Annotated in this window: 13 protein-coding genes; 2 read left to right on the top strand and 11 right to left on the bottom strand. The window is 63.3% G+C overall.

The window, feature by feature from the left end:
* Nucleotides 1–25 precede the first annotated feature (25 nt).
* From H4I99_RS07165 to H4I99_RS07215, 11 genes are all read right to left on the bottom strand, one after another.
* A complete protein-coding gene (locus H4I99_RS07165; protein WP_163901285.1) occupies nucleotides 26–1,027 on the bottom strand; it encodes an ABC transporter ATP-binding protein in 1,002 nt (333 codons plus the stop codon).
* A complete protein-coding gene (locus H4I99_RS07170) occupies nucleotides 1,024–2,007 on the bottom strand; it encodes an ABC transporter ATP-binding protein (RefSeq protein ID WP_163901283.1) in 984 nt (327 codons plus the stop codon). The genes H4I99_RS07165 and H4I99_RS07170 overlap by 4 nt, the downstream gene beginning before the upstream one ends.
* Nucleotides 2,004–2,864 carry an ABC transporter permease gene (locus H4I99_RS07175; RefSeq protein ID WP_163901281.1) on the bottom strand — a complete coding sequence of 287 codons (861 nt, stop codon included), beginning with the start codon at nucleotides 2,862–2,864 and terminating at the stop codon, nucleotides 2,004–2,006. The genes H4I99_RS07170 and H4I99_RS07175 overlap by 4 nt, the downstream gene beginning before the upstream one ends.
* Nucleotides 2,861–3,811 (bottom strand): ABC transporter permease, encoded by a 951-nt coding sequence (locus H4I99_RS07180; RefSeq protein ID WP_163901279.1) that lies wholly within the window; start codon nucleotides 3,809–3,811, stop codon nucleotides 2,861–2,863. The genes H4I99_RS07175 and H4I99_RS07180 overlap by 4 nt, the downstream gene beginning before the upstream one ends.
* Nucleotides 3,812–4,034: 223 nt before the next feature.
* Entirely contained in the window at nucleotides 4,035–5,570 is a 1,536-nt protein-coding gene (locus H4I99_RS07185) for an ABC transporter substrate-binding protein (RefSeq protein ID WP_163901277.1), read from the bottom strand.
* Nucleotides 5,571–5,698: 128 nt separating this feature from the next.
* The gene (locus tag H4I99_RS07190) at nucleotides 5,699–6,634 is read right to left on the bottom strand and encodes a LysR family transcriptional regulator (protein ID WP_163901275.1); all 936 of its coding nucleotides are present in this window, start codon (nucleotides 6,632–6,634) and stop codon (nucleotides 5,699–5,701) included.
* Between the two features lie 118 nt (nucleotides 6,635–6,752).
* Complete coding sequence (locus H4I99_RS07195) at nucleotides 6,753–7,049, bottom strand: DUF982 domain-containing protein (protein WP_163901273.1); 297 nt, start codon at nucleotides 7,047–7,049, stop codon at nucleotides 6,753–6,755.
* An 81-nt stretch (nucleotides 7,050–7,130) separates the two neighbouring features.
* Nucleotides 7,131–7,988: a PfkB family carbohydrate kinase gene (locus H4I99_RS07200; RefSeq protein WP_163901271.1), complete on the bottom strand. Its 858-nt coding sequence runs from the start codon at nucleotides 7,986–7,988 to the stop codon at nucleotides 7,131–7,133.
* A gap of 99 nt (nucleotides 7,989–8,087) precedes the next feature.
* A complete protein-coding gene (locus H4I99_RS07205; protein WP_163901269.1) occupies nucleotides 8,088–9,305 on the bottom strand; it encodes a TIGR03862 family flavoprotein in 1,218 nt (405 codons plus the stop codon).
* A 67-nt stretch (nucleotides 9,306–9,372) separates the two neighbouring features.
* The gene (locus tag H4I99_RS07210; protein ID WP_163901267.1) at nucleotides 9,373–10,548 is read right to left on the bottom strand and encodes an aminotransferase; all 1,176 of its coding nucleotides are present in this window, start codon (nucleotides 10,546–10,548) and stop codon (nucleotides 9,373–9,375) included.
* A 37-nt stretch (nucleotides 10,549–10,585) separates the two neighbouring features.
* Nucleotides 10,586–11,638: a LysR substrate-binding domain-containing protein gene (locus H4I99_RS07215; RefSeq protein ID WP_163901265.1), complete on the bottom strand. Its 1,053-nt coding sequence runs from the start codon at nucleotides 11,636–11,638 to the stop codon at nucleotides 10,586–10,588.
* A gap of 178 nt (nucleotides 11,639–11,816) precedes the next feature.
* Between H4I99_RS07215 and speB the strand changes: the two genes are divergently transcribed.
* Nucleotides 11,817–12,872, top strand: coding sequence for an agmatinase (gene speB / locus H4I99_RS07220; protein ID WP_163901242.1), 1,056 nt, complete (start codon nucleotides 11,817–11,819; stop codon nucleotides 12,870–12,872).
* Between the two features lie 100 nt (nucleotides 12,873–12,972).
* The gene (locus tag H4I99_RS07225; RefSeq protein WP_163901240.1) at nucleotides 12,973–14,061 is read left to right on the top strand and encodes an ABC transporter substrate-binding protein; all 1,089 of its coding nucleotides are present in this window, start codon (nucleotides 12,973–12,975) and stop codon (nucleotides 14,059–14,061) included.
* Nucleotides 14,062–14,146: the final 85 nt, after the last annotated feature.

Genomic DNA, 14,146 nt, shown 5'->3' on the forward strand with positions numbered 1-14,146 from the left:
CTGCCTTCAAAAATCGTCTGGTGGTTCAGTTTCCGTTTCCGGCAATATCTTCCGCGCCCATGTCTTCCGCACGATGGCAGGCGGCTTGCCGTCCCGGCGCGATCGTACGCAGTTCCGGCCGCTCGGCGGCGCAGCGGGGCATGGCCAGCGGACAGCGGTTGCGAAAGGTGCAGCCGCCAGCCTCGGCGGAGCCAAGCGGCGGGGGCGAGCGTTCGGATGCTGTCGGACGGCCGAAACGCTCGATGCTCGGTTCGGCCTCGGCCAGCACTCTCGTATAAGGATGAAACGGCCGTTCGAAGACATTGTGCGCCGGCCCTGTCTCCACCAGCCTGCCGCGATACATGACACCGACCCGGTCGGCGATGCAGTCGACGACGGCGAGGTTGTGGGTGATGAACAGAAAGCTCACGCCGCGCTTCTCGCGCAGGTCCATCAGCAGGTTGAGCACCTGCGCCTGTACCGAAAGGTCGAGTGCCGAGACCGCCTCGTCGGCGATCACCAGCTTCGGCTCGGTGATAAGGGCACGGGCAATCGCGATGCGCTGGCGCTGGCCACCTGAGAATTCATGCGGATAACGCCCGGCATGGGCCGCCTGCAGTCCGACGCTTTCCAGCATCTCGGCCACCTTCTCGCGGATTTCCGCGCGGCTTGGCCGTCTTGCCAGAACATGCAGCGGTTCGGCGACGATGCGCTCGACCTTCTGGCGCGGATCGAGCGATCCGAACGGGTCCTGAAACACCATCTGGAAATTCTCGCGCTTGCGCGTGAGATCCTTCGGGCGAAGCGAGAACAGGTCGTCGCCATCGAACAGCACATGGCCCGATGTCGGCCTGTCGAGCGCCGCCACCAGCCGGGCAAGCGTCGATTTCCCGCAACCGCTCTCGCCGACAATGCCGACGATCTCGCCGCCATCGACCGCAAGCGACACCTCGTCGAGCGCCCTCGTGCTGTGCGACGCGCCGACCAGCGAATGGCTGACATAGTCGCGGGAGAGTGCGCGGATATCGAGGAGGGGAGACTTGCTCATCGGTTTCCTTCCTCCATCGCCCGGATGCAGCGGACGCCGCGGTTGTTATCGAAGTAGGTCCAGCCCGGTTCGGCACTATGACAGGCGTCGATGCGCTCGGGACAGCGGTCGGAGAAGACGCAACCGGCGGGCAGCCTGTTGAAGCCGGGCACTGTGCCGCGAATGGTCTCAAGGCGACCGCTATCCGTCACTCGTCTTGGAATGGCCCGGATCAGCCCGCGGGTATAGGGATTGCGCGGCTCGGTCAGCACTTCGCGGGTGCCGCCTTCCTCCATCCGGCGGCCGGCATACATGACGATGGTGCGCCGGCACATGCGGGCGATGACGCCGAGGTCGTGGCTGACGAGGATCAGCGCCATGCCATGCTCGCGGGCGAGATCGTCGAGAATGTCGAGCACTTCCGCCTGCACGGTAACATCGAGCGCCGTGGTCGGTTCGTCGGCGATCATCAGCGCGGGTTTCAAGGCAAGCGCGATGGCGATGCCGACCCTCTGGCGTTGCCCGCCGGACATTTCGTGCGGATAGGTCTTTGCGCGCCGCGCCGCATCGGGAATGCGCACCTGATCGAGCAGGTCGACGGCTTGGCCGCGGGCATCGCGCCATGACATGCCCCGGTGCCAGACGAGCCCCTCTGCGATCTGGTCGCCAATGGTCATGGCCGGATTGAGCGCTGTCATCGGCTCCTGGAATATCATGCCGATCCGGTTGCCCCTGATATGGCAGAGGCGGTCTTCCGATGCCGTCAGCAGGTTTTCGCCTTCAAACGCGATGGTGCCCGTCGCTTCCGCCACACCCGGCAGAAGGCCCATGATGGCGAGCGACAGGAGCGATTTGCCCGAGCCGCTTTCGCCAACCACGCCAAGGCTTTCACCGGCCTCGAGATCGAAGGCGACATCCGTCACGATGGGGGTCAGGCTGCCATCGGCCATGCGGATGGAAATGGCGAGATCGCGGACGGAGAGAAGCGGAGCCCCGGTCATGCGCGCCCCTTTTCGCGAGGGTCGAGAAAATCCCGCAATCCGTCGCCCAGCATATTGAAGCCGAAGACGGAAAGCGCAATCGCCAGACCCGGCATGATGGCAAGCCAGGGAGCGGTGGCCAGATAAGTCTGGGCATCCGCCAGCATGCGGCCCCAAGTCGGGGCTGGCGGCGGCATGCCGAGGCCGAGGAAGCTCAGTCCCGCTTCGGTCAGGATCGCAAGGCCGAGCTGGATCGTCACCTGCACGATGATCTGGTTGGCGATATTCGGCAGCACATGTTCGACGGTGATGAGAACGCCGCCCTTGCCGGCCCCGCGTGCGGCGAGCACGTAGTCGCGCGACCAGATCTGCAGGGCGGCACCCGCAGTCACGCGGGCGAAGACCGGAACCATGAAGACGGCAATCGCGGTGATCGCGGTAAAGCGCCCGGTGCCGATCAGCGCGCCAAGCATCATGGCGGATAGGATCGGCGGCACGGCGAAGATCACGTCGCTCACGCGCATCACGAAAGCTTCCGTCAGGCCGCGTCGGGCGGCGGCGATGACGCCGAGGAGCGTGCCGAGCGAAGCGCCGATGGCGACGGCCGCGGCCGAGGTGGACAGAGAGTTCCACGCGCCGACCATCAGCATGGAGGCGATGTCGCGGCCGAACTGGTCGGTGCCGGCGAGGCCATGGACGAGCGGCGCCTTCAGCTTGTGGATGATCTGCATCTTCGCTGGCGGCAGGGGCGTCCAGACCAGCGAGACGAGGGCGATGGCCACGAGAGACACGATGATCGTCGCGCCGATCGCAAGGTTCGGACGGCGAAAGGCGAGCCAGGGGCGAGGACGAACGGATACAGGCGTTGAGGCGGTCATCGGCTGCGCCCCCGCAAGCGAGGGTCGAGCAGCAGGTAGGATAGATCGACCAGGAAATTCATTGTGATGACGAGGGCGGCGAAGAACAGGACCACATCCTGCAGCACGATGATATCCCGCTGGGAGAGTGCCTGAAGCGCCAGCCGTCCGAGCCCCGGCAGGTTGAAGACGTTCTCGATCAGCACGGCACCGGCGATCAGGAAGGTGAATTGCAGCCCGAGAATGGTCGCGACCGGCACCAGCGCGTTGCGCACCGCGTGACGCCAGAGCGCGGCGCGGCGGGAGAGGCCCTTGGCGCGCGCCGTGCGGACGAAATCCTCGTTCAGGACTTCCAGCACCGAGGAGCGGGTGACGCGTGTGAGAACACCCGCCTGTTGCAGCGCCAGCGCCACGGCGGGCAGAAGAAGGGCTTCCAGACCGGCAATGAGCCCCGCCTGCCAGCCGGGAAAGCCGCCGGCCGGCAGCCAGCCGAGGCTCATCGAGAAGGCGAGGATCAGCAGCAGCGCCACCCAGAAACCTGGAACGGCAATGAAAAGCTGGGAAACGAAGCCGCCGGCGTAATCGACCGCGGAATTGCGCCGGCTGGCGGAAACCACGCCGAGCGGAATGGCGATGGCAACGGAGATCAGGATCGCCATCAACGCCAGCGGTAGTGTCACGACAAGCCGTTCGGCAATCAGGCCGGCAACCGGAACGCCATAGGTATAGGATTTCCCGAGATCGCCCGTCGCCACGCCGGCCAGCCATTGCAGATAGCGGATGACGAGCGGCTGGTCGAGACCGAGTTCATGGCGTAGCGCCGCCAGCGTGTCGGGGCTCGCGGACATGCCGAGCATGATCGAGGCGGGGTCCCCGGGCAGGATATCCATGACGAGGAAGATCAGGGCCGAAACAGCAAAAAGTGTCATGACGAGGCCGGCGATGCGGCGGGCGAGAAGTGTCAGCATAGGGGAGCGCTCCCATCATGCTGTCGTTCACTTCCGGTCTCCTGCCTGCCTGGCCAACGGTATGGTGACGCCGTCCGATCAGCCGCTGATCGATGTGCCCGACGATCAACACGCGCGATCTCCCCCCTTGAGGGGGAGATGCCCGGCAGGGCAGAGGGGGGTAGCATGCTCATGGCCTGTCTCGTAAGAAGCCCGAGGATTGGAGAGCGGTGAGCTTCGGTGCTCACTCTTCCCAATAGACCTCGGTCAGCACGTTGGACGGGATCGGTTCGTTTTCCCACAAACCCTTCAGCTTCTTGTCCCATATGCCGAGCTTCGGCATGACGAAGAGGAAGAGCGCCGGAACGTCCTCGGCGAGGATCTTCTGGGCTTCTCCGTAGAGCTTGTCCTGTTCGACGGTGTCGGAGGTCGCCTCGACCTTCTTCAGGATGTCGTTGAATTCAGGGTTCTTGTAGTTGAAGTAGTAGGGATCGCGGGCATAGATATCGATGTCCATCGGCTCGGCATGGGCAACGATGGTCATTTCGTAGTCGCGGCCCTTCAGCACGTCCTGCACCCATTTGGCCGGGAATTCGGTCGGTTCGATGTTCATCGTCACGCCGATCTCTGCGAACATCGCCTGCATCACCTGGGCGCTGCGCGGGGCGTAAGCCATCTGCGGCGTCTTGATGGTGAAGCTGAAGCCGTTCGGATAGCCCGCCTCGGCCAGCAGCGCCTTGGCCTTTTCCGGATCGTAAGGGTAGGTGCCGGTGAGATCCACGTAGCCGCGGTCGTTCGGCGTGTAGTGGCTGCCGATCGGCGTGCCGTAACCCGACCAGGCGCCCTCGACGATGACGGAGCGGTCGAGCGCCATCATCAGCGCCTGACGCACGCGCTTGTCGTCGAACGGCTTGCGGGCGTTGTTCATGCCGGCCACGACCTTGAGCTCGGTGTTGCCGATCACGGTCGCAAGCTTTGCGTCGTCCTTGAAGGTTTCCACCAGTTCGGGTGCGCCGAATTCCGGGAAGGCATCGACATCGCCGGATTTCAGCGCGGCGGCCTGCGCCTGCGGGTCGGAAATGAAGCGGAAGGTGACCTTTTCCAGCTTCACCGCGACGTCCTTGTTCCAGTAGTCCGGATTGGCCGCGAGTTCGACCTTGTCGCCCTTGGCCCAGTTGACGAACTTGAAGGGGCCGGTGCCGATCGGCGTGGTCTTGTCGTCGGCGGCGCTCTTGGTGCCGACGATGGAGGACGATGGCCAGCCGAGCCAGTAGAGCAGGCTTCCGGCCGGTTCCTTCAGCTTCAGGACAAGCGTTGCTGCATCGGGCGTCTCGATGGTGTCGATGGCCGCGAAGAAGCGTTTCTGCGGATTGACGCTGTCGGCGCCACGGGCGCGTTCCAGCGAAGCTTTGGCGACGGAGGAATCGAAAGCTTCGCCATCGTGGAATTTCACACCTTCGGCCAAGTGAAAGCTGTAGGTCAGCCCGTCTGCGGAAATGTCCCAGCTGGTGGCGAGCTGCGGCTGCACCTTGCCGTCACGGTCGATGGTGACGAGACCCTCGAAAATGTTCTGCCATGTCACCTGGCCGATGGCGACGGGGGCCGCGACCGTCGGGTCGAGGCCGGTCGGCTCGATGGTCATGCCGAGCGTCAGGTCTTTCTGTGTCGCAAAGGCGGAGCCGGAAAATACGATGGCCGCGGTCGCGGCAAGGCCAAGGGCGAAGTGTCGGAAGGTTTTTCGTCCGGCATCGACCCTTACGGCTAGCAAAGCATTGGTCATGAAATTCCCCTCATCCTGGCGCTCGTTCTGTTTCGGCAGCTTAGCCGATGGCGCGGTGCAAAAAATACTGGCATCTCGTTCGCGCGCACACAATGCGATTTTTTGTGTTCTCGGTGTATCGAAAATCGCTACACTCCCTCTTGTTTCGTTGGGGCGCCCGCCGCACGGGGCATGACCTCGCGCATGAAGCGGTCTATGGCGTCGAGCAGCTTGGCGGCGGCAAATGAAAGCTGGCGGTCCGAGGCGACGCAAAGCTCGATCGGCGTCCGAATGCCCTTGTTGCCGGCGATCGGGATCGCCACGAGCTGTCCGGCACGGCATTCGCGCAGCACGGTCAGCGCTGGCAGCATGGTTACGGCTGCACCCCGCAACACCAGTTCCTTCTGCATCTCCAGCGAACTGGTGACGAAGACCGGATCGAGCGCGACGCCGGCCGATTTGAACAACGTGTCGAAGGCGAGCCGCGCGCCGAAGGAGCGGTCCGGCACCGCGAGCGGATAGGCGGCCAGTTGCGGAACCGTCAGCTCGGCATGGCCCGCCGCCGGATGGCCTGCGGCGGCGATGACGTCGTAGACGATCTCGGCGCGCAGGCGCACCCTGGTTCCCGGTTCGGGTTCGGAAAACAGCGTGACGGCGATGTCGGCCTCGGCATTGGCGACGGCTTCGATGGCCGCGCGGGCGGACGCGATGGTTACGGAGAAACGGATCTTCGGGTACTTCAGGCTGAAATCGGCAAGCGCCGGGGCGAGCAGGTTGGCGACGGTGGCGCCGCTTGCGAATATGTTGACGTGGCCGCGCTTCAATCCTTCCAGATCGTCGATCAGCTGACGTACGTGATCGAGTTCCCTCAGTGTCTTGCCGGCGCGGGCGGCCAGCAGTTCGCCGGCGGATGTCAGCCGCACTCCGCGGCTTGAACGCTCGATGAGCGGGGTTCCGAAGTAATGTTCGAGCTGGTCGATCTGGCGGGAGAGGGCCGTGGGCTGGATATTTAGCTTGTCGGCGGCGGCGCGGATCGAGCGGGCGCGCACCAGTTCATCGAAATAGATCAGAGCCCGGATCTGCATGTCAGGATTTGCCGCCCTCGTTTCCACCGGCGGATCGATGTGCGCCGCCAGTGGAATTGGTAGGGGCTCGTTCGCGCGGAGACAAGTCCCGGTTCCGGTCCCGACTACGGACCGGGCGTCAGGCGTGCGGCTTCATGGGGCAATCGTTTCCGGTTTCCGGCAAGGTACTTTCATTCAGCAGACCCGCCTTGCGGGCCGCTTCGATAAAGGTCCTGCGGGCAATGTCGGCCGCCTTGTCCGTTTCGAGCGCCATGCCGCACCAGCGTCTGGCGCGTTGATAGGCGGCTCCATGGCGGACAGGCCATTCCTCCTCAAGGAAATAGAGAGCGTCACAGGCTTCCTTGAAGCTTCTCGTCAGGCCGCATTGAAGTTTCAGTTCGACGGGTTCGTTCCAGGTGGGCGGTGTGTAGGTCATCGCATACTCCATTGCGAAAGCCCGAACACCCGAACCCGGACAAGGTTCCATCGAAACGGAAAAATTTCTGAAGCCGTTTCCTCAGGGCGTGCTTTCGGTCACGGCGGTCGCCGCATCGCGGTTGCGCAGCCAGTCCGCGGTTCTTTCGCAGGCGGAGGCGGCGGCATCGGTGATCGGCATGCCGTTCAGGAGTTCATGCAGGACCGCACCGCTGAAGCAGTCGCCCGCGCCGATGGTGTCGGCGGTCACGACTTTCTCATGTACGCCGATGCGGGTTTCGTTGCGACCGTCATAAACGCAGATTTCATTCGGGCCATCCGTCAGCATCAGGTCTTTCAGCCGGCCGCCGGCGATTGCGCAGGCCGCCTGCCAGATGTCGGCAAGGCTCAGGCCCGGAAAATCGGCTCTGGAACCGACCATGATATCCGCAGGCCGTGGTGTCGGGTTCCGCAGTGGAAATTGCGAAACGACCAGCGCCGCCTTGTCGAGCGAAGCGACGACGGTGTCCGCAAGCTGCATGCCGTTGACGTAGAAGGCTTTCGCCTGAAGCTGTCGGTCCAGCGTGAAATTGCGGGCGATGCGCTTGGTGCTGCCGAGGATCGTGCGTTCGCCTGCCGGGTCTAGGAGGATTTCCGCGAACTCCGTCTCGCCGTCGCGCATCGTGATATGGCCGGTGCCAAAACCCGCTTTCTGAAGCTCTTCGAGCGCCTTTCGGCCATGCTCGTCATCGACAAGGGAGGAGACAAGCTCGACGTTGCGGCCAAGCGCAAGCAACATGCTGCCGGTGTAATAGCCGCCTCCGCCAAGCCGCACGTTGCGGTCGATCCAGGTGATGCGGCCGCCTGGGCGCAGCGGCTCCTTCAGCCGCCAGACACGGTCATGGTTGATGTGACCGATGACGACGACCGGGTCGTTGCCGGCTGGTGTTTCGCGCTGCATGGTGAACGTGTTTCCCTGCCCGTTTCTGTCTTGATAGCGGTTTTTGTCCGTCAAGATGGCGGGAAGCCACCGCCTCTTCAAGAGCGGCTTTTGCGGAGATCAGCTTGCCGTTTCGTCAAGCCATTGCCTGATGCCGGATGCTGCGGCCTTGCCGGTGGCGAGGCAGGCGGTGAGCAGGTAGCCTCCCGTCGGTGCCTCCCAGTCGAGCATTTCGCCTGAAACGAAGGTTCCGGGCATCGCCTTCAGCATGAAACGATCATCGATGCTGTCGAAGGCAATACCGCCGGCTGATGAAATGGCCTCGGCGATGGGGCGTGGCGATGTGACGGGCAAGGGCAGCGCCTTGATGAGGCCGGCAAGCGCTTCCGCATCGAGACGATTGGCGTCGGGGGCGAGTTCCCGCAACAGAGCGGCCTTGACGCCATCGAGGCCGGTGGCCTTGCGCAGACGATTGGAAAAGCTCGCCTTGGCGTCCTGCCTCGCCAGATCGCGCGCCAGTCTTTCCGCGGTGCGGCCGGGGGCGAGATCGAGAACGAGGCTTGCCTTGCCGGTGGCGGCAAGCGCCTCGCGCAGCGCTGCAGCATGGGCATAGACGAGGCTGCCCTCGATGCCGTGGCGGCTGATGACGAATTCGCCGGGAATGGTGCCGGCGGCACTCGTCGCGGTCACGGATTTCAACGGCTCTCCGGCGAAGCGTTCGAGGAAGGTTTGCGAGAATGCACAGTCGAAGCCGCAATTGGCCGGCCGGAAATCATGGATGTCGACGTTCCTTTCGCGCAGCCACGCCGTCCAGCCGGCATCGGAGCCAAGCTTCGGCCAGCTTGCACCGCCGAGCGCCAGAAGCACGGCATCGGCCTCGATCCGCTTTTCGCCGTTTGGCGTCTCGATGCGATAAGCATCGCCGTCGAAGCCCGTCCAGCGATGCCTCGTGAGGATCGTGACACCCTGCGCTTCCAGCCGCTTCAGCCAGGCGCGCAGCAACGGCGAGGCCTTCATTGCCTTTGGGAAGACGCGGCCCGAGGTGCCGACGAAGGTTTCCGTGCCGAGTGCTGCCGCCCAGTTGCGGATGTCATCCGGGGTAAAGGCATCCAGCGCCGGCCGCAGCCTTTCGCTCGCCGCGCCGAAGCGGGTGACGAAACGCTCGTAAGGTTCGGCATGGGTGATGTTGAGACCGGATTTGCCTGCAAGAAGGAACTTGCGGCCAACGGTCGGCATCGCCTCATAAACGGTGACGGCATGGCCAGCGCGGGAGAGCTCGTCCGCCGCCATCAGCCCTGCCGGCCCGCCACCGATGATCGCGATCCGTTTCTTGCTCATCCTTCACCCCTTTTGTTCTAACGCAATTCCGGACGCAAAACCGCTTCACACTTTTGCTGGAATTGCTTTAGTCAAGCCGGAAGCCGGAGAGGCGATCTGTCAGGGCTTCGATCGTTCCAGAGTCCGCATTGGCGAAGGCAAAGCGAAGATAGCCTTCCTGTGCCTCGCCGAAATAGGCTCCGGGAATGCAGACGACGCCGGCCTCGCGGGCGAGCTTCTCGGCCACCAGCGCGGAAGGCTTGCCTTCGAAGGGGTGGCGGATGAAGGCGAAATAGGCGCCGAGCGAATCCATCTTCCAGTCCGGCAGCTTTGCCATGACGGACTTCAGCGTATCCGCCCGCTTCAGGATTTCCTTGCGATTGCCGTTGCGCCAGTCGCGCAGCGCCGGAATGGCGCGGGCGACGGCGGCCTGCGGCGCGCGCGGTGCGCAGATCTGCAGGTTGTCCATCACCTTGGCGATTTCCGCGACGGCCTTCGGACCGGCGGTGACGGCGCCGAGGCGATGACCCGGAATGCAGAAGGACTTGGAGAAGGAATAGAGCAGGATCAGGTTGTCCTCCCAGCCGGGAATGGACAGGAGTTCATGCGGCTTGTCGCCTTCCGGCAGGAAGTCCCGGTAGGTTTCGTCGAGGATCAGCCAGACGCCGGCCTGACGGCAGGCCTCGAAGATTTCGCGCAGCAGGCTGGCGGGATAGATCGCGCCGGTCGGGTTGTTCGGCGAGACGAGCGCTATGGCCTTGATGCCCTTCGCCAGCGCCGCGCGCACCGCATCGAGATCCGGCACGAAGCCCTTTGTCGGATCGAGCGGCACCAGCACCCGCTCGATGTCCATCATGGCGAGCGTGGTTTCCTGGTTGAAGTAGAAGGGCTCGGTCAGCGCCACCTTGTCGCCCGGACCGGCAATCGCCATGGCCACAGCCATGAAGGCCTGATTGCAGCCGGAGGTGATGTGGATGTTCTGCGCTTCGATCGCTGCGCCATAGATTTCGGCAGCATCCTCGGCATAGACCTTGCGCAGGTCGGTTTCGCCCTCAATCGGGCCGTAGCCGGCAAAGCCGCGCGAGGATGCGGCCTCTCCGAGCCATGCCAGCAGGTCCGGATGCGGTGGATAGCCGGGGACTGCCTGCGACAGGTCGATCAGCGGGCCGCGGCTGCCGTCATAGGCGCGCGCCCAGGCAAAGACGGAGGGCACCGGCGGAGGGGAGAGGCGGGAAACGAGAGAATTGAACGATGCGGATGGCATGATGATTTCGGCAGTCCTGATGCTTTGTTCGGTTGGTTCAAGCCTTGGTGGCGGTCTTTCTTGCAGAGGCGGATGTCGCCTTGCGTGTTCCTGACAAGGTGGTGGCGTTTTCCGGCTTTACCGTGCCTGTCGCCGTGCCGGTATTCGCGGCCCGAATGTTGCGCGCTCTGTGAGCGGGGCGAGGCAAGGGCAGCGGCTGCGAACCCTTCTCGCTTTCAAGTGTCTCGAACAGCCAGTCGATGAAGACGCGGGCGATCGGGGCGGCGCGCACCTCGTTTCGCGTGGCGACATAGAAGGCGTTGGTGCCGGGCACCGAGAGATCGAAGGGAATGATCAGTTCACCCGAGGCGATCAGGCTGGAAGCCGTGATGTTGTCGCCAAGCGCGATGCCCTGGCCGTGGCGCGCGGCTTCGGTGGAAAGTCTCGCATCGCTCATGAAATGCTCGCGGTGGCGGGGCATGTCGAGCTGGTCGGCGGCGGCAAGCCAGGTATTCCATTCCTGTCCGTTATCGCCGTGCAGCAGCACATGGTCGCGCAGATCCCGCACGGACCTGAGCGGTCGCGAATTCAGAAGCGAGGGCGAGGCGACGGGGAAAAGGTCCAGCGTGCTCCACAGCCGTGTCCAGCAGTCGCGCCAGCTTCCCGGTCCATAGAGAATGGCGATGTCGATGTCGGGCGAATGGATGAGGCTTGCGTCATTGCTGGATGTCAGCGTCAGGCTGATATCCGGATACTGTTCGCTGAAGCTGCCCATGCGTGGCACCAGCCAGAGGGAGAGCAGGGCGGGCACGCAGGAAATCCTGAGATTGCCGCTGGTGGTCGGCCGGTTCATCAGCGCGGTGGCGGCCGCGATGCCGTCGAATGCCGTTGAAACCGCCGGCAGCAGCAAGGCTCCCTGCGGCGTCAGCTTCAGCCGCTTGCCGCCGCGCTCGAAGAGTTGCGTCTTCAGCGTTTCCTCAAGCGTCTTGATCTGGTGACTGACCGCGCCATGGGTGACGTTCAGCTCGCGGGCTGCCGCCGAAATCGATCCGCGTCTGGCGGCTGCCTCGAAGGCGCGCAGCGGATTGAGCGGTGGCAGACGGTGGGACATGGTCTCGGTGCTTGTTAGTTTTTCTCACAGCGATTGCTATAACATCGTGAATTGCTTTTCTACCCCCATGCGGCTTAATGCTTACAATAGAGGCAGGCGCCGGAACTGCCGTTTAAACAGTCGTCCGCGGCGGGAACTCCTGTTCCGCAGGGCGTCGGCAAGAAGGGTGAAAGACGAAATGACTTTCGACGAAAAGCGACTTCAGGAACTGCGCGCCAAATATGGTGACGACAATGCTGGCGAAATCTTCGACGAGAAGTTCGCCAAGGTCGGCGAGAAGATCTTCTCCAACGGCACCCGCGCCGCGCCTTATGCCGGCATCCCGACCTTCCTGTCTGCGCCGCATCGCCCGATCGATCCGGCGGCGCCGGATTTCGGCGACCTGCAGGTAGGGATCGTCGGCGTGCCGATGGACCTCGGCGTGTCCAACCGTCCGGGTTCGCGTTTCGGACCTCGCGCGCTGCGCGCCATCGACCGTATCGGGCCGTACAACCACGTTCTGGAATGCGCACCGATCTTCGATCTCAAGGTTGCCGACATTGGCGACGTGCCGTTCTCCAGCCGCTACCGGCTGGAACTCAGCCATGAGGACATCGAGAAGCATCACACCAAGATCGTCGAAGCCGGCTTGCTGCCGCTTTCCGTCGGTGGCGATCACTCGATAAGCCATCCGATCCTGAAGGCTGTCGCGAAGAAGCACGGCCCTGTTGGCATGATTCATATCGACGCTCATTGCGATACCGGCGGCGCCTTCGACCAGACCAAGTTCCACCATGGTGGTCCGTTCCGCAACGCAGTGCTCGACGGCGTGCTGGACCCGACCCGCACCATCCAGATCGGCATTCGCGGCCCGGCCGAATATCTGTGGGAGTTCTCCTACGATTCCGGCATGACCGTCATCCATGCCGAGGAAGTGACCGGGCTCGGCATTCCGGCGATCATCGAGAAGGCGAAGAAGATCATCGGCGATGGCCCGACCTATCTCTCCTTCGATGTCGACAGCCTCGATCCGAGCATTGCGCCCGGCACCGGCACGCCGGAAGTCGGCGGTCTTTCCTCGCGTGAAGTGCTCGAACTCATCCGCGGTCTCAAGGGCATCAATCTGGTGGGCGGCGACGTCGTCGAGGTTGCTCCGCAGTATGATGCGACCAACAATACCGCCCATGCGGGCGCTCAGGTTCTCTTCGAAATCCTGAGCCTCATGGTCTATAGTCCGGCAATCAAGGGCCGTTGAGAAACTGGCATTTTGCCCGGGGCGGCGCTATCAGGCGTCCCGGGCTCGACTTTACGATAACCAACGAAGACATAAGCAACGAAGACAAGGGAACAGGACCATGAAAAACATCCTCAACGCTTCCGTCAGCCGCCGCGGCGTGCTGGCCGGCTCGCTTGCCGGCGCCGGCATGCTCGCCATGCCCTCGATCCTGCGCGCCCAGGACAAGTCGCTGAAGGTCGGCGTCTATGGTGGCTACTTCAAGGATTCCTTCGACAAGAACATCTTTGCCGAATTCACCAAGGCAACCGGTATCGCCGTCGAATCCGTGGCCGAGCCGACCGGCGAAGCATGGCTGGTGCAGCTCGAGCAGGCCGCAAAGGCCGGCCAGGCTCCCGCCGACGTTTCGATGATCTCGCAGGTCTCCATGCTCAAGGGCCAGTCCACCGAACTGTGGACGCCGCTCGACATGAACAAGATCAAGAACGCTTCCGGCCTGATCGACCGTTTCGTCAACAAGTATCCGGACGGGCGCGTTGCCGGTATCGGCGCCGTTGCGTGGTACATCACGCTCGTCACCAACACGGACGTCTACAAGGAAGCCCCGACCTCCTGGTCCGCTCTGTGGGATCCGGCAAACGAAGACAAGCTCGGCCTGCTGGCGCTGGTCTCCAACTCCTTCCTCCTGGAAGTGACGGCCAAGACCCACTTCGGCGGCACCAACGCGCTCGACACCGAGGAAGGCATCCTGAAGGCCTTCGAAAAGCTCGCCGAGGTCAAGCCGAACGTTCGCCTGTGGTATCGTGACGAAGCCCAGTTCGAACAGGCGCTGAAGTCGGGCGAAATCCCGATGGGCCAGTACTACCACGACGTCACCGGCCTTGCTGCCGCTGACGGCAACCCGGTTCGCTCGACCTTCCCGAAGGAAGGCGGCATTCAGGATTCCGGTTGCTGGGCCCTGTCGCGCGCATCGACCAAGAGTGAAGAAGCGCACATCTTCATCGACTACATGTGCCAGCCTTCGATCCAGGCGACGCTGTCGCGCAAGGTCGGCACGGCCCCGACCGTCAAGCGCGAACTGCTCGACCTGTCGGCCGAGGAATTCGCTGCCGTGTCTTCCGACATCGAGCCGATCACACCGCGCTACGACCTCTATCAGACCAAGTCCGACTGGTTGAACCAGAAGTGGACCGAACTGATCGTCGGTTGACCGACGCCTGAACGAAAAACCAATCCAGCACTTGAGGTGGGGTGAGGGTCATGCGACCTTCACCCCACTGTCATCGGAACTTTTG

The sequence above is a fragment of the Paenirhizobium daejeonense genome, assembly GCF_014280875.1.
In the GTDB taxonomy this organism is placed as follows: Bacteria; Pseudomonadota; Alphaproteobacteria; order Rhizobiales; family Rhizobiaceae; genus Allorhizobium; species Allorhizobium daejeonense.

Bases quoted from the DNA above. Each gene is read 5' to 3' on its own strand.
- H4I99_RS07165 (WP_163901285.1), bottom strand. From the start codon at position 1,027: ATGAGCAAGTCTCCCCTCCTCGATATCCGCGCACTCTCCCGCGACTAT.
- H4I99_RS07170 (WP_163901283.1), bottom strand. From the start codon at position 2,007: ATGACCGGGGCTCCGCTTCTCTCCGTCCGCGATCTCGCCATTTCCATC.
- H4I99_RS07175 (WP_163901281.1), bottom strand. From the start codon at position 2,864: ATGACCGCCTCAACGCCTGTATCCGTTCGTCCTCGCCCCTGGCTCGCC.
- H4I99_RS07180 (WP_163901279.1), bottom strand. From the start codon at position 3,811: ATGCTGACACTTCTCGCCCGCCGCATCGCCGGCCTCGTCATGACACTT.
- H4I99_RS07185 (WP_163901277.1), bottom strand. From the start codon at position 5,570: ATGACCAATGCTTTGCTAGCCGTAAGGGTCGATGCCGGACGAAAAACC.
- H4I99_RS07190 (WP_163901275.1), bottom strand. From the start codon at position 6,634: ATGCAGATCCGGGCTCTGATCTATTTCGATGAACTGGTGCGCGCCCGC.
- H4I99_RS07195 (WP_163901273.1), bottom strand. From the start codon at position 7,049: ATGACCTACACACCGCCCACCTGGAACGAACCCGTCGAACTGAAACTT.
- H4I99_RS07200 (WP_163901271.1), bottom strand. From the start codon at position 7,988: ATGCAGCGCGAAACACCAGCCGGCAACGACCCGGTCGTCGTCATCGGT.
- H4I99_RS07205 (WP_163901269.1), bottom strand. From the start codon at position 9,305: ATGAGCAAGAAACGGATCGCGATCATCGGTGGCGGGCCGGCAGGGCTG.
- H4I99_RS07210 (WP_163901267.1), bottom strand. From the start codon at position 10,548: ATGCCATCCGCATCGTTCAATTCTCTCGTTTCCCGCCTCTCCCCTCCG.
- H4I99_RS07215 (WP_163901265.1), bottom strand. From the start codon at position 11,638: ATGTCCCACCGTCTGCCACCGCTCAATCCGCTGCGCGCCTTCGAGGCA.
- speB (WP_163901242.1), top strand. From the start codon at position 11,817: ATGACTTTCGACGAAAAGCGACTTCAGGAACTGCGCGCCAAATATGGT.
- H4I99_RS07225 (WP_163901240.1), top strand. From the start codon at position 12,973: ATGAAAAACATCCTCAACGCTTCCGTCAGCCGCCGCGGCGTGCTGGCC.